This window comes from Sphingopyxis sp. NJF-3 (genome assembly GCF_053514865.1).
Genome location: NZ_CM130726.1, coordinates 1,742,077 through 1,764,441, shown reverse-complemented (window position 1 = coordinate 1,764,441; position 22,365 = coordinate 1,742,077). Strand labels below are relative to the sequence as shown.

The following is a 22,365-nucleotide window of genomic DNA, read 5'->3' as shown; positions in this document are numbered from 1 at the left end:
CGGCGTCGAGACCCCGGCCTTCGCCGGGGTGACGGCAGGGGAAAGTCAGCCTTTCCGCCCGAACGGCCGCCGGCGCTTCATCCATGCCTTGCCGCGGTGCCAGCTTTTCTTCAGGCCGCGCTCGGCCACGCTTTCAAACATGGCGTCGGGGCTCGTCGGGTCGAGCAGCTCATTCTCGGCGATGAAGTCGTCGAAAGGGCCCGGCGCGACGAGATCAAGCAGTTCGAGCGATCGCCCGTCGCCGCGGAGCGCTTCGATCGTTTCGATCAGTGATCCCGTACGCTCGAAGAGGCGCGCGACCTCCGCGGGTTCCACCCCCAGGTGCTCGGCGATCAGCGATTCGCGCAACCGCGTGATCGTCGGCTCGATCCCGCGGTTCGCCGATAGCGCCGCGTCGATCGTCACGTCGCATTCGCTGTCGAGGCCCATCGAGCGATTGTTCATGTTCGACGATCCGACGCGGATCAGCCGGTCGTCGACGATCGCGGTCTTGGCGTGAACATAGACGGGGTCGCCCCCGGCGGTGCGGGGGTAATAGACCTTCAGCCGGTCGCCATGCTTTGCCTTGGCGATCTCGCGCACCAGCTTCACCCGCGCGGCGTCCATCGCCATCTGTTCGAGCCAGCCGTCGGCGGTCTTCGGCATTACCATGACGAATTCGGGCGGGTCGTCTTCGTTCAGCCGCTCGGCGATGGCGGCGGCGATCTTGCCGCAGGTGAAATATTGATTCTCGAAATAGATGAAGCGCTTGGCGCCCGCGATGAGGTCGAGATAGAGTTGCTCGATCTCGCGGATTTCGGGATGGCCGTCATATTCGGCGCGGGTACGCGAGATCGCCACCTCGACGTCGCGAAAATCGGGGTCGAGGTCGTCGGGCCAGTTCTCGCCCACTCCACTCAAATCGCGGAGCGGCTTGTTCGTCGCGCGCCGCCAGCGCTCGTTGCCGAGGTCGGCGAGCGCCTCGCCGACGGGGCCCGCGAGAATCATCGTCGAATCGTGCCACGGCATATAGGGCTTGCCGTCGGGCGTTCGGCGGTGCGGATCGTCGTCCTCGTGCGCGCGCGTGTCCCAGCGGCGTGACCCGACGTCGATCCCGCCGCACACCGCGAGATGATCGTCGAAGACCGCGACCTTCTGATGATGGCTGCACCCCGCCGGATGCGCGCTGTCGAGCCGGAAGCTGATCGAGCGCGTGACCTTCCAGCGCGCGACCATCGCGACGATGCTCGGCATCGCGAACTGTTTCAGCCCGCCGAAATTCCAGCGTAGGATGTCGATGTCGCGCTCGGGGCAGGTCTTCGCGAGGCGCAGCATATAATGGCCGAGCGCTTCACCGCTGCCGTCGGCATCGGGGGTCAGCGCGATGCGCGGGTCGAAATCCCACCCGATCAGCAGGATGCGTTCCTTCGCATCGGCCATCAGCCGCGCGAGCAGGGCGTAATAATCGGCGGCGTCGACGATCATCCGCGCCTTGTTCGCGCGCTCGATCCGCCAGCAATTGCGCCCCGCCTCGACGATGGGGGTAAGGTCGGCCTCGCTCATTGCCGACGCCACGCATGGCGACGGCTATGGTTGCGTGATCGAGCCGTCAGGCCGCGAAAAACTGCTCGGGCGTCAGTGACATCATCGCTTCGCTCCCGGCTTCGATCTTCCGCCGCAGCGCGCCCGCGTCGGGCATGAAACGCTCGCCGAAATGGCGCGCGGTGACCAGTTTCGCTTCGAGGAAGCTCTTGTCGCCGCGGCCTTCGCCAAGCGCCTTCTGCGCCGCCTCGGCCATACGCAGCCACATCAGGCCCAGCGCGACAATGCCCATGATGTGCATGTAATGATGCGCGCCCGCGCCGACATTGTTCGGATTGGTCATGCCGTTTTGCATGAACCACATCGTCGCCGCCTTGAGCTCGCCATTCGCCTTTTCGAGCCGGCCTGCGAAATCGGCGAGCGGGCCGTCCTTCGCCGCCGCGCATTCGGCGTCGACGACCGCGAAGAAGGCCTGCACCGCGCGGCCGCCGTTCTGCGCGAGCTTGCGGCCGACGAGGTCCATCGCCTGGACGCCGTTCGCGCCCTCGTAGATCATCGTGATGCGGGCATCGCGGACATATTGGCTCATGCCCTGTTCCTCGATGTAGCCGTGGCCGCCGAACACCTGCTGCGCGTTGGTCGCGACCTCATAGCCCTTGTCGGTGCCATAGCCCTTGATCACCGGCGTGAGCAGGCTGACGAGGTCGTCGGCCTGCTGCCGCTCCTCCTCGCTCTCGGCGGCGTGCGACAGATCGACCTGCAGCGCGCCCCACAGGCAGAGCGCGCGCAGGCCCTCGACCACCGCCTTGCCGTCCATCAGCATGCGGCGCACGTCGGGGTGGACGAACAGCGGGTCGGCCTTTTCCTGCGGATCCTGCGGGCCGGTGAGCGCGCGCCCCTGGCGGCGGTCCTGCGCGTACTGGACCGCATTCTGGAACGCGATATCGGCCTGGCCGAGCCCCTGGATACCGACGCCGAGCCGCGCGGCGTTCATCATCACGAACATCGCGGCAAGCCCCTTATTCTCCTCGCCGACCATCCAGCCTTTCGCGCCGTCGTAATTCATCACGCAGGTCGCATTGGCGTGGATGCCCATCTTGTGTTCGATCGACCCGCACGAGAGGCTGTTGCGTTCGCCTAGCGAGCCGTCGTCGTTGACGAGGAACTTCGGCACGATGAACAGCGAGATGCCCTTGACGCTGTCGGGCGCGTCGGGGGTCTTCGCGAGGACGAGGTGGATGATGTTGTCGGTCAGGTCATGCTCGCCCGACGAGATGAAGATCTTGGTGCCGGTGATGCCATAGCTGCCGTCGCCATTCGGCACCGCGCGGGTGCGGATGAGGCCGAGGTCGGTGCCGCAATGCGGCTCGGTCAGGTTCATCGTGCCGCCCCACTCGCCCGAGATCATCCGCGGCGCATAGGTCGCCTTCTGCTCCTCCGATCCCTTGACGAGGATCGCGGCGACCGCGGCCTGGGTCAGCCCGGGATACATGGAAAAGGCCTGATTGGCGGCCATGCGATATTCCTCGACCGGGAAGCCGACGACGTGCGGCAACCCCTGCCCGCCGAACGCCTCGGGCTGGGTCAGCAGCGTCCAGCCCGCGTCGCAATAGGCCTGATAGGCCTCCTTGAACCCCTTCGGCGTCGTCACCGAGCCGTCGTCGTGCCGCGTGCAGCCTTCCTGATCGCCCGAATAGTTGATCGGGAAGAGCACTTCCTCGCAGAATTTCCCAGCCTCGGTCAGCACAGCCTCGACCATGTCGGGCGTCGCATTGGCGAACCCCGGGAGGTTGGCATAACGCTCGATGCCGAGCATGTCGTTGATCAGGAACAGCGTATCCTGCACGGGAGCGCGATAGACGGGCATGGGGTATCCTTCTGAGAATCGAGTGTCAGCGATCGGTCTTTGCCTGGGGAGCGGCTCAGCCGGCCTACTGGCCGGCGTCGACCTTCTTCACCGTATCGATGAACCGTGACAGCTCATCTACAGCGCTGTCAATATCGTCGCGCTGGCGGCGCAGGAGCGCGATGCGCTGCTGGCATTTCTCTATCGTCACCTGGCGCTGCAGCTTGCGGCCATCGCCGACGTCGTAGAGGTCGATCATCTCGCGAATGTCGGCGAGGCTGAAGCCGGTGCGTTTGGCGCGCAATATCCAGGCGAGCCGGGCGCGATCGCGCTTCGAATAGATGCGCGACAGCCCCTTGCGCGACGGGCTGATCAGCCCCTCGTCCTCATAGAAGCGCAGCGCGCGCGCGGTCACGCCGAATTCGGTCGACAGATCGGTGATGCTGAACTGTTCGCGCCCCAGATGATCGGGCGTGTCGATATGGGCGTGGCCGTATTCTTCGGTCATGGTGACAGGATTAGTTTCCGTTGACGTGAACGTCAAGGCTCGCGGGATCAGGGAAATGCCGGCGGCTCAATCACCACAAGGCCTAACGCTATTGCCCGCTTCATCGCGCATCTGCAAGCGTTTCGCGTCGGCGGCCGACCAGCTCGCGCGGGGCAGCCTCAGCCCCGCGAACGAAGCGCGGCCCGGACACAGGCTGTCGCATTGCGATGGCAGGCTTCCCGGCAGCCGCAGCTCATCCTCCTCCTCGCGCAGCACGATGCTGCAATCCTCGACGTCCGCAAAGGTGAAGCGCCAGTCGTCGCCTTCGCGCGCGACCGTGCCCCGCGCGCGGCACGAAAAGCCGGTGCCGAACGCCGCGCTGACGGCAAAGCGCCACCGCCCTGCACCATCGGGCACCACGCACATCGCATCGCGCCCCAGTTCGTGCGCGCGCTCGAACACGCCGGTTGGCTCGGCCGCATCGGGCCGCACGACGCCGCGTTCACGCGCCGCAATCTCAAGCGGATTGCCCGTGTCTACCGATCGGGCCTCCTGCTCGGGCGGCGGCCGGTTGCAGCCCGTCAGGAGCAGCGCGCCAGCCAGCAGGGGAAGGCTAGCCCTGCGCATCGTCTGCAAGGAACGTCAGGCTCCCGTCGCCCTCGACGCGGCGATAGAAGCAGGAGCGGCGTCCGGTGTGGCACGCCGGCCCGGCAGGACGCACGACCAGCAGCAGCGCGTCCTGGTCGCAATCGACGCGCATCTCGACCAGCGACAGTCCGTTCCCGGACGTTTCGCCCTTACGCCACAGCGCGCTGCGCGATCGCGACCAGAAATGGGCCTGCCCCGTTTCCTGCGTCAGGCGGATCGCCTCGGCGTTCATATGCGCGACCATCAGCAGCGCGCGCGTGTCGGCGTCGACGACGATCGCGGTCACCAATCCGGCGGCGTCGAAGCGGGGGAGGAAGCGGTCGGTGGTGTCGCGCGGATCGGCCATGCCGGTGCTTTAGGACAGCCGGGCGGCGGCTGAAAAGGCCCCTTTCCGAAAAGAGTCCAAACAAGGGGGCGACATTTGCCTCCGGCGCTCCTATATGCGCGCCAGTTGCCGCCCCCAACGCCCCGGATCCTCATGCTGACGACCCATCCTTTCGACGACGACAAACTCCGCGAGGAGTGTGGCGTCTTTGGCATCCATGGCGCTGACAGCGCCGCCGCCGTGGTCGCGCTCGGCCTCCACGCGCTGCAGCATCGCGGGCAGGAAGCCGCTGGGATCACCGGCTTCGACGGCAAGGAATTCCACACCCACCGCGCGATGGGTCACGTCGCGGGCAATTTCGACCGCGACGACATCATGCGCCAGCTCGCCGGCGCCTCGGCGATCGGTCATGTTCGCTATTCGACGACGGGCGAGACCGCGCTGCGCAACGTCCAGCCGCTGTTCGCCGATCTCGCCACCGGCGGTTTCGCGGTCGCGCACAACGGCAATATTTCCAACGCAACCGCCCTGCGGAAGATCCTCGTTCGTCGCGGCTCGATCTTCCAGTCGACCAGCGATACCGAGGTGATCATCCACCTCGTCGCGACTTCGAGCTACCGTACCCTGCTCGACCGCTTCATCGACGCGCTGAAACAGGTCGAGGGCGCCTATTCACTGATCGTCCTGACCGCGGAGGGCATGATCGGTTGCCGCGACCCGCTCGGCATCCGCCCGCTCGTCATCGGCAAGCTCAACGACGCTTTCATCCTCGCGTCCGAAACGGTGGCGCTCGACGTCGTCGGCGCCGAATTCGTGCGGTCGGTCGAGCCCGGCGAACTCGTCATCATCCGTGACGGCGAACTGACCTCGCACCACCCGTTCGCCGAGCGTTCCGCGCGCCCGTGCATCTTCGAATATGTCTATTTCTCGCGCCCCGATTCGATCGTCGACGGCACCAGCGTCTATTCGGTGCGCAAGGCGATCGGCGCCGAACTGGCACGCGAGAACCCCGTCGATGCCGACCTCGTCATCCCCGTCCCCGACTCGGGCACGCCGGCGGCGATCGGTTATGCGCAGGAATCGGGCATTCCCTTCGAACTGGGCATCATCCGCTCGCACTATGTGGGGCGCACCTTCATCCAGCCGGGCGACAAGGTCCGCCATCTGGGCGTCAAGCTGAAACACAACGCCAACAAGGCGCTGATCGCAGGCAAGCGGATCGTGCTGATCGACGATTCGATCGTGCGCGGCACGACCAGCCTGAAGATCGTCCAGATGATGCGCGATGCCGGCGCGGCCGAGGTGCATATGCGCATCGCGAGCCCGCCGACCCAGCACAGCTGCTTCTACGGCGTCGACACCCCCGAGCGCGCCAAGCTGCTCGCGGCGCAGATGACGGTCGGGCAGATGGCGAATTTCATCAACGCCGACAGCCTCGCCTTCCTGACTATCGACGGTCTCTATCGCGCGCTCGGCGAAACGAAGCGCAACGACGATATTCCCCAATATTGCGACGCCTGCTTCACGGGCGACTATCCGACCACGCTGACCGATTTCGACGAGCATGCGCTGGAAGACCAATTTTCGCTGCTTGCCGAACGGGTTGTCTGACACAATGAACAAAGTGACTGAAGAACTGGCGGGCCAGGTCGCGCTCGTCACGGGCGCGAGCCGCGGCATCGGTGAGGCGATCGCCTATTCGCTGGCGGCGCGCGGCGCGCATGTCGTGATCACCGCGCGCACCGCGGGTGGGCTCGAAGAGCTCGAGGACCGTATCCACGCTATCGGCGGCAGCGCGACGATCGCCCCGCTCGACCTGACCGACGGCGACAGCATCGCCCGCCTTGCCAGCGCGATGGCCGAACGCTGGCAGCATCTCGACATGCTCGTCCTCAACGCCGCGATGCTCGGCACGCTGACCCCGGTGGGAGCGATCGACGGCAAGGAGTTCAACAGGCTGCTGACGCTGAATCTCGTCGCGCAGCAGGCGCTGATCGCCAATTTCGATCCGCTGCTCCGCCGCGCCGCACACGGCCGCCTGCTCGCGCTGTCGACGGGCGTCGCGCGCGAACCCCGCGCCTATTGGGGCGCCTATGCCGCGTCGAAGGCGGCGCTCGAGGTGCTGGTGACGAGCTATGGCGCCGAAATGCGCAATATCTCCAACGTCCGCACCGCGATCCTCGACCCCGGCGGCACCCGCACCCAGATGCGCGCACGCGCGTATCCGGGCGAGGATCCGCAGAGCATCAAGGAACCCGCGGCGGTCGGCGAATTCGTCGCGAAGCTGATGGTCGACGGCTTCGACAGCACCGACTTCCACGCGCTGCCGAAAGTGATGGCCGAGGCTTAACGCGATCTTTGCTTTCCTTCATGTAGGAAAGCCGCTGGTTCGCATTCTGTAAGAGGCACCGGCATGGCCAGCACATTTTTCCGTTCGCTCGTCGCAACCGCGGCCGGGATCATCGTCGCTTTCGCGCTGATCCTGCTCGCGCAATATGCGGGCGGCGAAGTGTCGCCCGAAGCCTATGACCCCGCGACCGGCGAGATACTGATCCCGGCGGGCGCGACGGTGGCGCTGATCGTCGGCTGGTTCGCGGGCGCCTTCGCCGGCGGCTGGGTCGCGATGCGCGTCTCGGGCCGCGCCGGTGCCGGCTGGATCGTCGCGGGCGCGGTGATCGGTGCCGGCGTCTATCGCGCGGTGACGTTGGCCGATGCCTGGTGGATGATGGCGCTCGGCGTTCTCGTCCCGCTCGTCGCGGCGTGGGCGGCGCAGCGCACCACGAGCCTCGCCGCGAACTGAGAGCGTAGCCCCTGCGAAGGCAGAGGCGACGTTTCCCTATTTAGCCTCGCGGTCCACCGCCGCCTGCACCGCCTTGTAAAAGGCCTCGCGGGCCGCGCCGACGCCTTCGGGGTCGGTCGCGGTCGGCCAGTTGCCGTTCGACGCGATCACCAGTTTACGCGTGGGGTCGATGAAGATGCCCTGGCCGAAGATGCCCTGCGCGGCGAAACTGCCGTCGTCGTTGGTCCACCATTGATAGCCATAGCCGCGGCCCGGAATGTCGATGCCGGCCTGCCTGGTCGTCGCGGCGGGAAGCCAGTCGTCGGGCAGCACCTTTTGCCCACCTGCAACGCCGCCGCCGAGGATGAACTCGCCGAAGCGGGCATAGTCACGCAGGCTGGCGGACATGCAGCAGCCGCTGATTTCATGCCCCGTCGGTCCGAGCATCCACACCGCGTCCTGTTCCATGCCGAAGGGTTTCCAGACCTTCTCCGACAGATAGTCGGACAGCGTCTTGCCCGTCGCGCTCGACACCAGCACGCCGATCAGATTGGTTTCGCCGGTCTTGTAAACCCACTTCGATCCCGCGGGCGCTTCGCGCGGCAAGGTCTTCATATAACTGACGGTTATATCTTCCCCCGCGACGGGCTTTTGCAGGTTGAACTGCGCGACGTCGGACTTGGGATCGGTATAATCCTCGTTCCATCTGACGCCCGAGGTCATCGTGAGCAGCTGGCGGACGCTGACGTCGTCATAGGCCGAGCCTCTGAGCCCCGGAATATAGACGGTCACCTTGTCGTCGAGGCTCTTGATATAACCGTCCTTCACCGCTGCGCCGACGAGGGTCGAGGTGAAGCTCTTCGCGACCGAAAAGCTGGTCCAGCGACCCGCGGCGCCATAGCCGAGCGCATATTTCTCGAGCCGGATCTTGCCGTCCTGGACGATGATCAGCCCCGCGTTGCGCTGCTTTGCCATATAGGCGTCGACATCGACGCCGACGTCGAGCGGTTTGCCGGCAGGCAGCGGATGAACGGTGCTGCCTGCCTTGATCGTGTGGACGACGACCTTGGGCACCGTCTCCATCGTGCGGAAGGCGGCGTCGCGTTGATCCTGGCTCCAGAACAGCACATTCAGATCCTTTGGCAAATTGTCGGTGGTCTGGGTCGAAGCGGGCGCTCCGCACCCCGCGGTCGCGGCGCACAGCAGTGCCGCCGCCCATAATCTTCGCATGATCTTCCCCTCCCCTGTTCAGGCCGTCTTTTCGAGCGTCACCTGCGCGACGTTGATGCCGCCGCCGCGAAAGCCGCCTTCGCAATATTGCAGATAATAGCGCCACAGCCGCACGAAACGCTCGTCGAACCCCGCGGGCAGATGGCCCGCCGTGACGACCGCGTCGAAGCGCTCGCGCCATTGGCGCAGCGTTTCGGCATAGTCGCCACCAAAGCGCCGCACGTCGCGCCACGCCAGCCCGCGTTCCTCGGCCAGCGCACGGAAACGGCTTTCGGAAATCAGGCAGCCGCCGGGGAAGATATAGGCCTGGATGAAGTCGCTGCCCGCCGCATAGGCCTCGAACAGCGCGTCGCTGATCAGGATATACTGGATCGCCGCCTTACCCCCCGGGCGCAGCAACCGCGCGATCGCGTCGAGATAGGCGGGCCAATAGGCTTGCCCGACCGCCTCGACCATCTCGACGCTGGCGATGGCGTCGAACGGTCCCTGAACGTCGCGATAGTCGCAAAGCTCGACCTTCGAGCGGCCGATGAGGTCGACCGCCGCGATGCGCGACGCGGCCACCGCTGCCTGCGCGGGCGACAGGGTGATGCCCGTATAGAGCGCGTCGTGCCGCTCGACCGCCCGCTCGGCGAGCGCGCCCCAACCGCAGCCGATTTCGAGCAGCCGGCTGCCCGAGCGCAGGTCGAGCCGATCGAGAATCGCGTCGATCTTGGCGGTTTGGGCCTGATCGAGGGTCATATCGGGGCTGACGAACAGCGCACTCGAATAATTCATCTTAGAATCAAGCCACAAGCAATAGAAATCATTGCCTAAATCATAGTGGGCGTGAATGTTTCGCTTGGCGCCGCGCCGATCGTTGCGGTTGAGCGCATGCACCACCTTATTGACCCAGCGCCACGGCCCGCGCGCGCGGCCGACATTGCCGAGCGCCTCGCCGTTGCGCATGAACAGGTCGAACAGCGGAACCGGGTCGGGCGACGACCATTCGCCATGTTCCCAGGCGCGGTACCAGCCGACCGATCCCGACAGCGCGAGTCGCACGAGCGCGGCCCAGCTGTGCAGATGAACGATCGCGGTCGGCCCCTTGCCGCGCCCGCCCAGAATCCGCACGCTGCCGTCGGGCAGATACCCTTCCAGCGTGCCATGATCGAGGCCCCGGTCGATGCGATCGAGCATGCGATGGAACAGGCCCGATGGCGCGCGCGCCATCAGCCACGCCAGCCCGCCGCCCGAGCGGAAAACCCGGTCGGCGCGTAGCAATTCCTTGCCGCGCCGGGGACTGACATGCGTGTTCATGGCATCTTTGTGCCGCAAATGCAGCGGCGTGACAATCGCCTGTCGCGTGGCGTCATGGCGCCGATTCCGCCTATTCGGCGTGGCTGGCGGTGCCGGGCGCCCTAACGCGGACCATGAAGCGGTCGCGCGCCAAAGACTGCATGAAGCGCTGGTCGCGCAGGACGATCGCGTCGCCGTCGCGTGTCGCCACCGGCATGCGTGCCCAGAAGAGGAAGGCGCGTGCCGCCGGATCGGCTTTCGCCCACAGGCGGAGGCGCAGGTCGTCCATGCCGGTCGGTACGCCCGGCTCGACGGTGCTGCCGGCGCCGAGCGCATAGGCCCCGCTGCCATAGCGTCCGCCTTCGCGCCAGAAGACGTCGCGCCGCCAGAAGGCGAGCGGCGGCGGGCTGGCGACTACGAGCGCATCGCCCTGCCCCTGCCGGCGCAGCAGATCGGCGACCTGCGCCTCGGCGCGGCCGGTGATCAGCCCATTGGCAAAAACATAGGCGCAAACGGCGGTGAAGCCGATCCACGCGGGTCGCGTCCATCGCGGGGCCCCCGCGCGCTCACGGCGCAGCGACAGCCACACCGACAGGCCGAGCGCGACCCATATCCACAAATCGACGATGAACAGCGTGTCGCCGTAGAACCAGCGATGGCTGAAAGGCTCGAGCAGGCGGATGCCGTAATTGTTGAGCCAGTCGAGCACAGGATGGCTGAGGCAACCGAGATAGGCGAGCGCGAGCAGCCAACCCTTGTGAAGCGCCGGACGCGTCACGGGCCGCGTGCCCCGCCGCGCCTGCCAGCGGTCGAAGGCGATCATCGCCGCCCACAGGATCAGCGGCAGGATCAGCAGCGCGATCGGCCCGTGGGTGATGCCGCGCCGCATCGCGAGCGACTCGATGCCATAGACGGCGCAGCCCGCGTCGATATCGGGCAGGTTCGCGGCGATGATCAGCGTCGGCATCGCCAACGCGGTCTTCCGCTTGAGCCCCATTTGCCCAAGCACCGCGCCGACGAGGCTGTGCGTCAGGTTGTCCATATCACAATCTTGTGCCGGTAAATGACTCGCACAAAGCCACGAAGCCACAAAGAGGTCATTGGCCCAACGGACGATAATAGTCGTTGGCGAGGCGCTTTGCGCCCTCCTTGAAACTCGGTGCTCCGAAGTTCATCAGCAGCCCGAGTGGCAAATCCATCAAGCGCAGATATGTGAGCACCTGTTTCGCATGTACCGGCGCGTGTCGTTCGGTCGATTTCAATTCGATCACCAACCGATTCTCGACCAGAAGATCGACACGGAACGCCTCGTCGAGCAGTTTTCCGCGAAACATGATGGGAACGATCTTCTGCCGCTCCAAACGCAATCCGCGCTCGTTCAGAAACTCGGCAAGCAAAATCTCGTAAACTGTCTCGAGCAAGCCCGGCCCGATTTCCCGATGCAATTTGTAGCCGCAATCCAAGGCGATCCGGGCCAGTTCTTCAACATCCGTCGTCAAACAGGTCCCCTTTGTGGCTTCGTGGCTTTGTGCGAGAAAAATCTAAAGCTCCGGCCCGCCTTCCTTGACCGTCCAGGTCTGTCCCTTCTTGAGCAGGCCTTGCAGATCGGCGGTCTTGCCTTCGCGCGCCGCTTCGTTCTGGCGGACGACATCGGCTTCGAAGGTCGGGCGCGGGTCGTCGTAGAGGACGCCGAGCGCCATCGGGAATTCGCCGAAGCGCATCTCGACGAGCATATGCGCGACGCTGCGGTTGGTGACGTCGTGGACGATCACGCCCGCCGCCTTCCAGTCGCCATCGACGACATCGACGACCTTCAGCGTCAGCGCCTCATTGTCGAGCGCGATGCCCTTCGTTCCCTTCGCGAACAGCATCGGTTCGCCGTTCGCCAGCCAGAGCTGGCGATCCTCGGCGCCCTTGGGCGCGGCGAAATCCTGGAACACGTCCTTGTTGTAGACGATGCAGTTCTGGAAGATTTCGATGAACGCCGCACCCTTGTGCGCGTGCGCGGCCTTCAGCACGTTCGGCAGCTCCTTCGACACGTCGAAACCGCGCGCGACGAAGCGCGCGCCGGCGCCGAGCGCGAAGGCGCAGGGCTGCGCCGGGCGGTCGACCGAGCCATAGGGGGTCGAAGGGCTGTTGGTGCCGACGCGGCTGGTCGGCGAATATTGCCCCTTGGTCAGCCCGTAAATCTCGTTGTTGAACAGCATGATCTGGCAATCGAGATTGCGGCGGATCAGGTGCATCGTGTGGTTACCGCCGATCGACAGCCCGTCGCCGTCGCCGGTGACGATCCAGATGTCGAGGTCCGGATTGGCGAGCTTCAGCCCCGTCGCGAACGCCGGTGCGCGGCCGTGGATCGTGTGGAAGCCATAGGTTTCCATATAGTAGGGAAAGCGCGACGAGCAGCCGATGCCGCTGATGAACACGGTCTTTTCGGGCGGCGTCCCCGTTTCGGGCATGGTGCGCTGCACCGCCTTCAGGATCGCATAATCGCCGCAGCCGGGGCACCAGCGGACCTCCTGATCGGTTTCCCAATCCTTGAGCGTGGTCGTTTTCGCGATGGTGGTCATTTCGTTCATGAGATTAGGCTTCCCGACCGCTCAAAAATTTCAAAATGAAAAAACTTTCGATGAACATAGCCAACGTCATTCCCGACCAAGCTGCTATTATTGATGTCCCTGGCGCACGGTAAGACGCCCACAAGCCAACAACACAAAGCGCAAGAATTCCCAGTCTCCAAATGACAGCATGCACATGGCTAATCTTTTTCGGCTCCGCATAGGGCCTATAAAATTCCTCTGTCCGATACGAGCGGAGCCAAAGATGGAAAAGGATAAAACCGATCACAACCGACACGATCAGCGAATTCAGCAATGCCCCACACAAGCCGGCGGCCAGCCACCGCCACGCCATGCTCCAAAGGAACTTCCACTGCCCCTTGGCACTCGCCAGAGGATGAGCCAGAGGCAGCTTCGATATCAATCTAACGCACTTTCAATAGCTGCTTCGATTTCGGCGATCGTGAAGGGCTGGCCGGACACCTTGTTGAGCGGCCGGGCATCGACCAGAAACTGGTCGCGCAGCACCGTCTTCAACTGCCCCGTGTTCATTTCGGGCACGATCACCTTGTCATAGCTTTTGAGCAGTTCGCCGAGGTTGGCGGGCAGCGGCCAGACGTGGCGGATGTGGATATGGCTGACGTCATGGCCCTCGGCGCGCTTGCGGCGCACCGCCTGGTGGATCGGGCCGAAGGTCGAGCCCCAGCCGACCACCGCGAGCTTGCCGCCCTCGGCGCCGATTTCGACGACCTGATCGGGAATGCGGATGCCGTCGACCTTCGCCTTGCGGATGTCGGTCATCGCCTGATGGTTTTCGGGATTATAGTTGAGGTGGCCGGTGTCGACCTCCTTCTCGATCCCGCCGATGCGATGCAGCAGGCCGGGCGTGCCGGGTTTGACCCACGGCCGCTTGAGCTTCTCGTCGCGGCTGTAGGGTTTGAAGCCGCCCTCCGGAACCTCGGTCAGGAACTCGACCGGAAAAGCCTCATAAGCCGTCAGGTCAGGCACGGCCCACGGCTCGGCCGCGTTGGCGATATAACCGTCGGTGAGCAGCATCACCGGCGTCATATATTGCACCGCGATGCGGCACGCCTCGATCGCGCATTCGAACGCGTCGCCCGGCGAGCGCGCCGCGATCACCGGCATCGGCGCATCGCCGTTGCGGCCGTAGACCGCCTGATAGAGGTCCGACTGCTCGGTCTTGGTCGGCAGGCCCGTCGAGGGACCGCCGCGCTGCGAATTGACGATGACGAGCGGCAGCTCGGTCATGATCGCGAGGCCCATCGCCTCGCCCTTCAGCGCGATGCCGGGCCCCGACGAGCTGGTCACGCCGAGCGAGCCGCCATAGCTCGCCCCGATCGCGGCGCAGATCGCGGCGATCTCGTCCTCGGCCTGGAAGGTCGTGACGTCATATTCCTTGAGCCGCGACAGATGGTGGAGGATCGCCGACGCGGGCGTGATCGGATAGCCGCCGAAGAACATCGGCAGCTTTGCAAGCTGCGCGCCCGCGACGAGGCCGAGCGCGACCGCCTCGGCACCGGTCAGCGTGCGATAGAGGCCCGGCGCGACCGGCGCGGGGGCGACATGGTGCTGCTTGAGCGGGCCCGAGAGCTCGGCGGTCTCGCCATAGGCGTGGCCCGCGTTGAGCGCGGCGATATTGGCGTCGGCAAGCTCGGGCGCTTTCGCGAACTTCGCCTTGAGCCAGTCGATCAGCGGCGCGCGGTCGCGGTCGAACATCCAGAGCGCGAGCCCCAGCGTCCACATGTTCTTGCAGCGCAGCGCTTCCTTGTTGCCGAGGCCGAAGGGCTTCACCGCGTCCATCGTCAGCTGGCTGATGTTGAGCTTCAGGAGCTGCCATTTCGCAAGGCTGCCGTCCTCGAGCGGGTTCGACTCATATTTCGCCTTGGCGAGGTTGCGGTCGTTGAACTCGCCCTCGTCGGCGATGATCAGCCCGCCGGGCTTCAGCGACGGGACATTGGTTTTCAGCGCCGCGGGGTTCATCGCGACGAGCACGTCGGGCGCGTCGCCCGCGGTCGTGATCTCGCTCGACCCGAAATTGATCTGGAAGGCCGAAACGCCGAACAGCGTCCCCTGCGGCGCGCGGATTTCGGCGGGAAAGTCCGGGAAGGTCGCGAGGTCGTTGCCGGCGAGCGCGGTCGAAAGGGTGAACTGGCCGCCCGTCAACTGCATCCCGTCGCCGGAGTCGCCGGCAAACCGCACCACCACTGCATCGGAAAGGGGGGACTGGCGTTCGTTCGCCCGGTCCTCAACCGCTGTCGCCATTATGTCTTCTGCCTTCACCAAATTTGCGAACCTGCGACATGGGCCTAGGCCCCTCGACCGCAAGCCGCAATTCAGAAAAAATTGTGCGCCGCAAAGTCCGAACTCCCGGTGAGTTTCATTTCGCGATTGAAGTTTGACCGGCGATGCCGAATAGCTGGCATCCGAAAATGACGCTCGCAAAAGAGAGGAACCCGACAGGATGACCGACGGCACCACCCATTATACGCGCCCCGACGTGGCGGGCTTTCTCGCCTTCCTCAACGCACAGGAAGGGCCGAAAATGGAAGAGCTTCCGCCCGAGGCGGCGCGGGCGATGATGCGCGCGATGGGCGAGTTGGCCGACGTTCCGCGCGGCGACATCGCGAAGGTCGAGGACCGCACGATCCCGGGACCCGCGGGCGACATTCCGATCCGCATCTACGACAGCCATCCGGGGCGCGAGACGGGGCCGGTGATGGTCTTCTATCACGGCGGCGGCTGGGTGATCGGCGACCTCGAAACGCACGATCCCTATTGCGCCGAGGCCGCGCGCCAGCTCGACATGCCGGTGATCGCGGTCGATTATCGCCTCGCGCCCGAGCACCCCTTCCCCGCCGCGCCCGAGGATTGCGAGGCGGCGACGCGCTGGGTCGCCGACCATATCCCCTGCACCGGCCTCGTCCTCTCGGGCGACAGCGCCGGCGGCAACCTGACCATCGCGACCGCGCTGACGCTGCGCGACAAGCCGGCGTCGAAGCCCGTGATCGCGATCCACCCGATCTATCCCGCGGTGACCACGCATCACGACTGGCAGAGCTATCGCGACTTCAAGGAGGGGCATCTCTTGACCGAGGGCGGAATGAAATGGTTCGGCGACCAATATGCCGCGGCCCCCGACGATTATCGCGCCGCGCCGATCGATTTCCCCGCCGAAGGCCTGCCGCCCACCCTGCTCGTCACCGCCGGCCTCGACCCGCTTCGCGACCAGGGCCGCGCCTATGCCGCGAAGCTGATCGAGGCCGGCGTGCCGACCACCTATCGCGAGGCGAAGGGCAATATCCACGGCTATATCTGCCTCGCCAAGGCGATCCCCAGCGCGGCCGAGGACATCAAGGGCAATCTCGCCGTGCTCAAGGCGATCGTCGCCGAAGCGACCGCATGACCGACCATAGCCACCTCCCCTACCGCCCCTGCGCCGGGGTGATGCTCGCCAACCGCGACGGGCGCGTCTTCGTCGGTCAGCGGCTCGATACGACGAGCGAGGCGTGGCAGATGCCGCAGGGCGGCATCGACCCCGGCGAAGAGGCCGAAGAAGCGGCGATCCGCGAGCTCGGCGAGGAAACCGGGGTGCACGGCGGGCTGGTCGAGATCATCGCGCGCAGCCGCCAGGAATATTTCTACGACCTGCCCGACCATCTCGTCGGCAAGATGTGGGGCGGAAAATATCGGGGCCAGCGCCAGCACTGGTTCCTGATGCGCTTCATGGGCGAGGACGGCGACGTCAATATCCATACCGAGCATCAGGAATTCCGCGCCTGGCGCTGGGCGGAGCTGGACGAGATCGAAAAGCTGATCGTCCCCTTCAAGCGCGCGCTCTATCGCGCGCTGGTCGAGGAATTCGGCCCGCTTGTCTGATCCCTGAGCGCGAGCGCGGTGCGGAACACGTCGGCGAACATGTCGGGCGTCAGCCGCCCGGTGTTCGTGTTGTAGCGCGAACAATGATAGCTGTCGACGAGATGGCGCCCGTCGGGCAGCCGATGCACCGCGCCATGCCCGAACGGAAAGGCCGCGAGGCGCGCGCCGACCGCGCGTAACGCCGCATCGTGCGCGATCCGTCCCAGCGCGATGATCACCCGCACCCTGGGCAGCGCCGCGAGCTGTGCTTCGAAGAATGGCCTGCACGCGGCGATCTCGCTCGGGAGCGGCTTGTTCTGCGACGGCAGGCATTTGACGCTGTTGACGATGATCGCGCCGTCGAGCGTCAGGCCATCGTCAGCCCGTGCGTCGTACCGCCCCCTGCTCAGCCCGAAGGCGGCGAGCGTCGCGAACAGCAGGTCGCCCGCATAATCGCCCGTGAACGGCCGCCCCGTCCGGTTGGCGCCATGTTTGCCCGGCGCGAGCCCGGCGAAGGCGAGCCACGCGTCGGGATCGCCGAAGGCGGGAACCGGCGCGTTCCACCAGCCCGGATGCTCGGCGCGGCAGGCTTCGCGCAACACGACGAGCCGCGGGCAGCGCGCGCAATCGCGCGGCGGCTCGGTGCCGGGAAGCGGGCTGGCAATCTCCATGCCGCTGCGATAGGCGGAGTGGCATGACCGGCGCAACGCCCCCTCATCGCGAACCGCTCGCCCTCTATGCCATCGGGCTCGGATCGAACCGCCGCCACGCGCACTTCGGCGATCCGCGCCATGTGCTGATGGCGGCGCTCGCGGCGCTCGAGGCCGACGATATCGAGCCGGTCGACGCCAGCCCGATCATCGCGACCGCGCCGCTCGGCCCGTCGCGGCGGCGCTTTGCCAATGCCGCGGTGCTGGTCGCCTCTTCGCTCAGCCCGCCCGAAATGCTCGCGCGCCTGAAGGCCATCGAAGAGGCGTTCGGCCACCGCACCGGCCAGCGGTGGAGCGCACGCACCCTCGACCTCGACATATTGCTCTGGTCGGGCGGCGCGTGGAGCGACGGCGCACTGACGATCCCGCACCCCGCGATGACGGCGCGTGCCTTTGTCCTCGACCCGCTCGCGACGATCGCGCCCGGCTGGCGCCACCCGATCGCGGCGCGCAGCGTTCGCCAGCTCGCCGCGCGTCTTCGCCGGGCAAAGCCGGTTGACCACGCCGCCGCGCCGCACTAGGGCGGCGGCTCACTTTCGCGCGCCGGACCAACGGCGATGCGGCGGGCCCTTAGCTCAGTCGGTAGAGCAACTGACTTTTAATCAGTAGGTCGCTGGTTCGAACCCAGCAGGGCTCACCATTTCCTGCATCGATGCGCCCGCGTCAGGCGAAGTGCAGCTTGCGATACTTGCCGCGAAAATAGAGCAAGGGGTCGCGGCGCGGCTCGAAGATCGCCTTCAGCACCCGTCCGACGAGAATGAAATGGTCGCCGCCGTCGTGCACGGCCTCGCGCGCGCATTCGAAGCTGCTCAGCGATCCGGGGAGAACGGGAGTGCCGAACTCGCCCATCTCCCACGGCGTCACGGCGAAACGGTCCTCGCCCTTGCCCGCGAAGCGGTTCGACGTCGGCTGCTGCCCGATCTGGAGGACGTTGACCGCGAAGCGGTCGGCGCCGCGCAAGGTCGTGCCGCTGCCCGCGCTGTTGGCGATGCAGACGAGCAGCAGCGGCGGGTCGAGCGAGACCGAGGTGAAGCTGTTCGCAGTGAGCCCGATCGGCGTGCCGTCGGGACAGATCGCGGTCACCACCGTCACCCCGGTCGCGAAGCAACCGAGCGCGTCGCGAAAGGTGCGCGCGTCGGACCCGGCGCGATATTCGGGCGACCCGCGCGGCGCGCGGCGCTCGAGAAAATCGATCAGATAGGCGCCGAGTGCATCGCTGCGGTCGTCGGTGACGAGCCGCGCCATATCCTCGACCTCGACCAGTTCGCCATCGGGGAGCTGGCCCACGAAGGCGGCAGCATCGCCGCGCGAGACGAGGTCGCTCATCATCCCGCGGACATAGAGCGTCGGCAGCGCGATATTCGCCGCGACGCCCGCGAAGCGTTCGGCGATCGCGGCATGGTCGAAGGCGTCGAGCAGCCTGATGTCCCATTGCGCCTGCCCCGGCGCGAGGTTCGCCGCTTGGCGCAGCCGTTCGCCGATGCGCCGCGACGCGTCGGCGTCGGGATTGACCGGCAGGTCGACGAGGACGAGCCCCGAGGCGAGCAGCGCCGCGTCCTGCGCGAGCGCCGCGCCGGCGACCCAACCGCCGAGCGTCGAGGCGACGACCACCGGGCGCGTCCCGAGCTGCGCGAGCACCGCGCGCAGATCCTCGACCATCGCCTCGAAATCATAACGCCCGTCCTCGGGCCATTCGCTGCCGCCATGACCGCGCAGGTCGAGGCTGATCACGCGGCGTCCCGCCTTTACCAGCGCGTCGGCGATGTTCGCCCAGACGGCGCGCGTCTGGCCTGCGCCATGCAGCAGCAGCACCGCCGGATCGTCGTCCGCCCCTGCGACCTCCGCCTCAAGCCGAACGCCGGCAAAACCGCGATACTGGACGATGCTCATGCGCGCTCCCTAGAGCGCGCGGGCCCGTTCGTCGAGGCCCGGCGCACGGCGCTTGACCCCCTGCCCGCAATTCCCCATCGTCGGCACCTTACGTAAAGGGAAAGCATCATGGATCCGCTGTTCGACTTCACCGGCAAAGTCGCGCTCGTCACCGGCGGGTCGCGCGGGCTCGGCTATCGCATGGTCAAGGCCCTCGCCGAACGCGGCGCCGACGTCGTCGTCGCGAGCCGCAAGCTCGACAATTGCGAAGCGGTCGCCGCGGAATGCCGCGCGCTCGGACGGCGCGCGATGGCGCATGCGGTGCACTGCGGGCGCTGGGACGAGATCGACGCGCTGGTCGAGGCCGTCTACGCCGAGTTCGGCCGGATCGACATCCTCATCAACAACGCTGGCATGTCGCCCGCCTGTCCCAGCCACGAGATGCCCGAGAGCCTGTTCGATTCAGTGCTGAACCTGAACTTCAAGGGCCCCTTCCGCCTCGCGAGCCAGGTCGCGCACCGGATGAGTCAGGGCGAAGGCGGCTGCATCGTCAACATCAGCTCGACCGGCTCGCTCGAAGCGCTGCCGACGGTCGTTCCCTATGGCGCGGCGAAAGCGGCGCTCAACGCCATGTCGGTGTCGCTGGCGCGCGAATATGCGCCCAATGTGCGCGTCAACACGATCGCGCCCGGGCCGTTCCTGACCGACATCGCCGAAGCGTGGGAGCCGGGGAAGCGCGAGGCGCAGCCCGTCGCGCTCGGCCGGCCCGGCCGCCCCGAGGAGATCGTGACCGCGGCGCTGATGCTCGCCAGCCCTGCGTCGACCTACACGACCGGCGCGCTGGTGCGGGTCGACGGCGGCCCGCGCTAGCGGCGGAACCCCGCGAGCCGCTGGTCGACGATCGCTTCGGCGTCGCCGATGATGCGGTCGATCAGCTGCTGGCAGGTGGGGATGTCGTGGATCAACCCCTGCACCATGCCCGCCCAGAAGACGCCCTTGGTGAGATCACCGGTTTCGAGCAGCTCGCGGCCGGCCTTGCCGTTCACAAGTTCGGCGACATCGGCGAAGGTCGCGTCGGGAACCGACAGGCGGCGCACCACCTCTTCGGACACCGCGCTCTTGCCGACGCGCGCGGTGTTCTTGAGGCTGCGGAAAATCAGGAAGCTGCCGCGCTCGTCATTCTCGACATAGGCCTGTTTCACATTGTCATGGATCGGCGCTTCCTTGGTCGCGCAGAAGCGCGTGCCCATATTGATGCCCTCGGCACCGAGCGAAAGCGCTGCGACGAGCCCGCGGCCGTCGCCGAAGCCGCCCGACGCGAGCATCGGGATCTTCACCTTGTCGGCCGCCGCGGGGATCAGGATCAGGCCCGGAATATCGTCCTCGCCCGGATGCCCGGCGCATTCGAAACCGTCGATCGAGATGATGTCGCAGCCGGCCTTCTCGGCCGACAGCGCGTGGCGCACCGCGGTGCATTTGTGGAGGATGGTGACGCCGTGGGGTTTGAGCATCTCCCAGATCTCGCGCACCGCCTGGGTGCCCGCGGTCTCGACGATCTTGACCCCGCCGTCGATGATCGCCTGAGCATAGGCCTTATAATCGGGCGCGTTGATCGTCGGGAAGACCGTCATGTTCACGCCGAAGGGCTTGTCGGTCATCGCGCGGCAGCGTTCGATCTCGGCGCGCAGCGCCTCGGGGCTCGGCTGGGTCAGCGCGGTCAAAATGCCGAGGCCTCCGGCGTTCGACACCGCGCTCGCCAGCTCGGCATAGCCGACGCTCTGCATCCCGCCCTGCACGATCGGATGCTCGATCCCCAGCATTTCCGTGATCCGCGTCTTGAAAGCCATGCGCTATCCTTCCCTTGTTCGATCCTGCCCTTACGGCATTGCCGACTTCACCCTTGAATTAAGTTGACGCTTACGTCAACGTCGGGTTCGGAGTCAAAATAGTTAGATAACGAAGGGAATCGGAATGACGGCGACGAGCACGGGCATATCGGATCGCGCACTGGCGATCGCGGCCAAGGTCGAGGCGTTCGTCCGCGAGACGGTGGTTCCTTATGAAAAGGACCCGCGCCGCGACCATCACGGCGCACCGACTGATGAGCTGGTGATGGAGATGCGCGAAAAAGCGCGCACCGCGGGCGTGCTGACGCCGCATATATTGGACGACGGTAGCCACCTCAACCAGCGCGAGACCGCAGTGGTGCTGATCAAGAGCGGCCTGTCGCCGCTCGGTCCGCTTGCCTGCAACACCATGGCGCCCGACGAGGGCAATATGTATCTGCTCGGCAAGGAAGGCAGCCCCGAACTCAAGGAGCGCTTCCTGAAACCGATGGTCGAGGGGCGCGTCCGTTCGGCCTTCTTCATGACCGAGCCCGCCGACGAGGGCGGCGCGGGCTCCGACCCCTCGATGATGCAGACGACGTGCCGCCCCGACGGCAATCATTGGGTGGTGAGCGGCCGCAAGACCTTCATCACCGGTGCCGAGGGCGCGCGGGTCGGCATCATCATGGCGAAGGCCGAGGAAGGCGCGTGCATGTTCCTCGTCGACCTCCCCGACCCGGCGATCCGCATCGATCATATACCGAACACGATCGACAGCTCGATGCCCGGCGGGCACGCGACGCTGACCATCGACAATCTGCGGATTCCTGCCGACCAGATGCTCGGGCGGGCGGGCGAGGGCTTCCGCTACGCACAGGTGCGCCTCTCCCCTGCCCGCCTGTCGCACTGCATGCGCTGGCTCGGCGCCTGCATCCGCGCCAACGAGATCGCGACCGATTACGCCAACCGCCGCCACGCCTTCGGCAAGCCGCTCGTCGATCACGAGGGCGTCGGCTTCATGCTCGCCGAAAACCTCATAGACATCAAACAGGCCGAGCTGATGATCGACTGGTGCGCGGGCGTACTCGACACCGGGTCGCTCGGCACCGCCGAAAGCTCGATGGCGAAGGTCGCGGTGTCCGAAGCGCTGATGCGGATCGCCGACCGCTGCGTCCAGGTGATGGGCGGCACCGGGGTCACCGACAAGACGATCGTCGAGCAGGTGTTCCGCGAAGTCCGCGCCTTCCGCATCTACGACGGCCCCACCGAGGTCCACAAATGGAGCCTCGCCAAGAAGATCAAGCGCGACTGGAAGGCGCAGCAGGCTTGACGCTGTTCTGACGGCAAACGCCTGCCCAAAATCCGTAGCGTCAAAGTGCTTGACGTTTACGTTAACGTACGGATGATAGTCG

23 protein-coding genes and 1 tRNA gene are annotated in these 22,365 nt (G+C 66.0%); 9 read left to right on the top strand and 15 right to left on the bottom strand.

The window, feature by feature from the left end; translation table 11 throughout:
• Positions 1-45 precede the first annotated feature (45 nt).
• The 5 genes from ACOTSS_RS08605 to hisI form a co-directional block, all read right to left on the bottom strand.
• Positions 46-1,542, bottom strand: coding sequence for a phospholipase D-like domain-containing protein (locus ACOTSS_RS08605; RefSeq protein ID WP_448691081.1), 1,497 nt, complete (start codon positions 1,540-1,542; stop codon positions 46-48).
• Between the two features lie 46 nt (positions 1,543-1,588).
• Positions 1,589-3,388 carry an acyl-CoA dehydrogenase C-terminal domain-containing protein gene (locus tag ACOTSS_RS08600; protein ID WP_448691080.1) on the bottom strand — a complete coding sequence of 600 codons (1,800 nt, stop codon included), beginning with the start codon at positions 3,386-3,388 and terminating at the stop codon, positions 1,589-1,591.
• 64 nt (positions 3,389-3,452) lie between these two features.
• Positions 3,453-3,875, bottom strand: coding sequence for a MerR family transcriptional regulator (locus ACOTSS_RS08595; protein ID WP_448691079.1), 423 nt, complete (start codon positions 3,873-3,875; stop codon positions 3,453-3,455).
• Between the two features lie 66 nt (positions 3,876-3,941).
• Positions 3,942-4,481, bottom strand: coding sequence for a hypothetical protein (locus ACOTSS_RS08590; protein WP_448691078.1), 540 nt, complete (start codon positions 4,479-4,481; stop codon positions 3,942-3,944).
• Positions 4,468-4,848 carry a phosphoribosyl-AMP cyclohydrolase gene (gene hisI / locus ACOTSS_RS08585; protein ID WP_448691077.1) on the bottom strand — a complete coding sequence of 127 codons (381 nt, stop codon included), beginning with the start codon at positions 4,846-4,848 and terminating at the stop codon, positions 4,468-4,470. Before hisI ends, ACOTSS_RS08590 begins: the two co-directional genes overlap by 14 nt.
• A gap of 132 nt (positions 4,849-4,980) precedes the next feature.
• On the opposite strand from hisI, the gene purF reads away from it, so the two are divergent.
• The 3 genes from purF (at position 4,981) to ACOTSS_RS08570 (ending at position 7,627) form a co-directional block, all read left to right on the top strand.
• On the top strand, positions 4,981-6,438 hold the full coding sequence (purF, locus tag ACOTSS_RS08580) for an amidophosphoribosyltransferase (RefSeq protein WP_448691076.1): 1,458 nt from the start codon (positions 4,981-4,983) through the stop codon (positions 6,436-6,438).
• Between the two features lie 4 nt (positions 6,439-6,442).
• Positions 6,443-7,177, top strand: a complete 735-nt coding sequence (locus ACOTSS_RS08575; RefSeq protein ID WP_448691075.1) for an SDR family NAD(P)-dependent oxidoreductase — start codon at positions 6,443-6,445, stop codon at positions 7,175-7,177.
• 63 nt (positions 7,178-7,240) lie between these two features.
• A complete protein-coding gene (locus ACOTSS_RS08570) occupies positions 7,241-7,627 on the top strand; it encodes a hypothetical protein (protein WP_448691074.1) in 387 nt (128 codons plus the stop codon).
• Positions 7,628-7,663: 36 nt separating this feature from the next.
• On the opposite strand, the gene ACOTSS_RS08565 is transcribed toward ACOTSS_RS08570, so the two are convergent.
• The 7 genes from ACOTSS_RS08565 to ACOTSS_RS08535 all read right to left on the bottom strand — a co-directional run bounded on the left by ACOTSS_RS08565 (position 7,664) and on the right by ACOTSS_RS08535 (position 14,955).
• On the bottom strand, positions 7,664-8,836 hold the full coding sequence (locus tag ACOTSS_RS08565) for a serine hydrolase domain-containing protein (RefSeq protein WP_448691073.1): 1,173 nt from the start codon (positions 8,834-8,836) through the stop codon (positions 7,664-7,666).
• An 18-nt stretch (positions 8,837-8,854) separates the two neighbouring features.
• On the bottom strand, positions 8,855-10,135 hold the full coding sequence (locus ACOTSS_RS08560) for a class I SAM-dependent methyltransferase (protein ID WP_448691072.1): 1,281 nt from the start codon (positions 10,133-10,135) through the stop codon (positions 8,855-8,857).
• 70 nt (positions 10,136-10,205) lie between these two features.
• A complete protein-coding gene (locus ACOTSS_RS08555; protein WP_448691071.1) occupies positions 10,206-11,156 on the bottom strand; it encodes a metal-dependent hydrolase in 951 nt (316 codons plus the stop codon).
• Between the two features lie 55 nt (positions 11,157-11,211).
• The gene (locus ACOTSS_RS08550; protein WP_448691070.1) at positions 11,212-11,613 is read right to left on the bottom strand and encodes a GxxExxY protein; all 402 of its coding nucleotides are present in this window, start codon (positions 11,611-11,613) and stop codon (positions 11,212-11,214) included.
• Positions 11,614-11,655: 42 nt separating this feature from the next.
• Positions 11,656-12,693, bottom strand: coding sequence for a 2-oxoacid:ferredoxin oxidoreductase subunit beta (locus ACOTSS_RS08545; RefSeq protein ID WP_448691069.1), 1,038 nt, complete (start codon positions 12,691-12,693; stop codon positions 11,656-11,658).
• A 4-nt stretch (positions 12,694-12,697) separates the two neighbouring features.
• Entirely contained in the window at positions 12,698-13,096 is a 399-nt protein-coding gene (locus tag ACOTSS_RS08540) for a hypothetical protein (RefSeq protein ID WP_448691068.1), read from the bottom strand.
• Positions 13,093-14,955 carry a 2-oxoacid:acceptor oxidoreductase subunit alpha gene (locus ACOTSS_RS08535; RefSeq protein ID WP_448691067.1) on the bottom strand — a complete coding sequence of 621 codons (1,863 nt, stop codon included), beginning with the start codon at positions 14,953-14,955 and terminating at the stop codon, positions 13,093-13,095. Before ACOTSS_RS08535 ends, ACOTSS_RS08540 begins: the two co-directional genes overlap by 4 nt.
• Positions 14,956-15,154: 199 nt before the next feature.
• On the opposite strand from ACOTSS_RS08535, the gene ACOTSS_RS08530 reads away from it, so the two are divergent.
• Together ACOTSS_RS08530 and ACOTSS_RS08525 are read left to right on the top strand one after the other, a co-directional pair.
• Positions 15,155-16,096: an alpha/beta hydrolase gene (locus ACOTSS_RS08530; RefSeq protein WP_448691066.1), complete on the top strand. Its 942-nt coding sequence runs from the start codon at positions 15,155-15,157 to the stop codon at positions 16,094-16,096.
• Entirely contained in the window at positions 16,093-16,569 is a 477-nt protein-coding gene (locus tag ACOTSS_RS08525; RefSeq protein ID WP_448691065.1) for an RNA pyrophosphohydrolase, read from the top strand. The genes ACOTSS_RS08530 and ACOTSS_RS08525 overlap by 4 nt, the downstream gene beginning before the upstream one ends.
• On the opposite strand, the gene ACOTSS_RS08520 is transcribed toward ACOTSS_RS08525, so the two are convergent.
• Entirely contained in the window at positions 16,530-17,219 is a 690-nt protein-coding gene (locus ACOTSS_RS08520; RefSeq protein ID WP_448691064.1) for a uracil-DNA glycosylase, read from the bottom strand. The genes ACOTSS_RS08525 and ACOTSS_RS08520 overlap by 40 nt on opposite strands.
• A gap of 23 nt (positions 17,220-17,242) precedes the next feature.
• Here ACOTSS_RS08520 and folK point away from each other — a divergent pair, with 23 nt between their 5' ends.
• Both folK and ACOTSS_RS08510 read left to right on the top strand, forming a co-directional pair.
• Entirely contained in the window at positions 17,243-17,779 is a 537-nt protein-coding gene (folK, locus tag ACOTSS_RS08515; RefSeq protein WP_448691063.1) for a 2-amino-4-hydroxy-6-hydroxymethyldihydropteridine diphosphokinase, read from the top strand.
• Between the two features lie 43 nt (positions 17,780-17,822).
• Positions 17,823-17,898 (top strand) — tRNA-Lys (locus ACOTSS_RS08510).
• Positions 17,899-17,921: 23 nt separating this feature from the next.
• On the opposite strand, the gene ACOTSS_RS08505 is transcribed toward ACOTSS_RS08510, so the two are convergent.
• Positions 17,922-19,148, bottom strand: coding sequence for an alpha/beta fold hydrolase (locus tag ACOTSS_RS08505; RefSeq protein WP_448691062.1), 1,227 nt, complete (start codon positions 19,146-19,148; stop codon positions 17,922-17,924).
• Between the two features lie 108 nt (positions 19,149-19,256).
• On the opposite strand from ACOTSS_RS08505, the gene ACOTSS_RS08500 reads away from it, so the two are divergent.
• On the top strand, positions 19,257-19,997 hold the full coding sequence (locus ACOTSS_RS08500) for an SDR family NAD(P)-dependent oxidoreductase (protein ID WP_448691061.1): 741 nt from the start codon (positions 19,257-19,259) through the stop codon (positions 19,995-19,997).
• Here the strand turns inward: ACOTSS_RS08500 and ACOTSS_RS08495 are convergent.
• Positions 19,994-20,974, bottom strand: a complete 981-nt coding sequence (locus tag ACOTSS_RS08495) for an NAD(P)H-dependent flavin oxidoreductase (protein ID WP_448691060.1) — start codon at positions 20,972-20,974, stop codon at positions 19,994-19,996. The genes ACOTSS_RS08500 and ACOTSS_RS08495 overlap by 4 nt on opposite strands.
• A 124-nt stretch (positions 20,975-21,098) precedes the next feature.
• Here ACOTSS_RS08495 and ACOTSS_RS08490 point away from each other — a divergent pair, with 124 nt between their 5' ends.
• On the top strand, positions 21,099-22,283 hold the full coding sequence (locus tag ACOTSS_RS08490; RefSeq protein WP_448691059.1) for an acyl-CoA dehydrogenase family protein: 1,185 nt from the start codon (positions 21,099-21,101) through the stop codon (positions 22,281-22,283).
• Positions 22,284-22,365 lie beyond the last annotated feature (82 nt).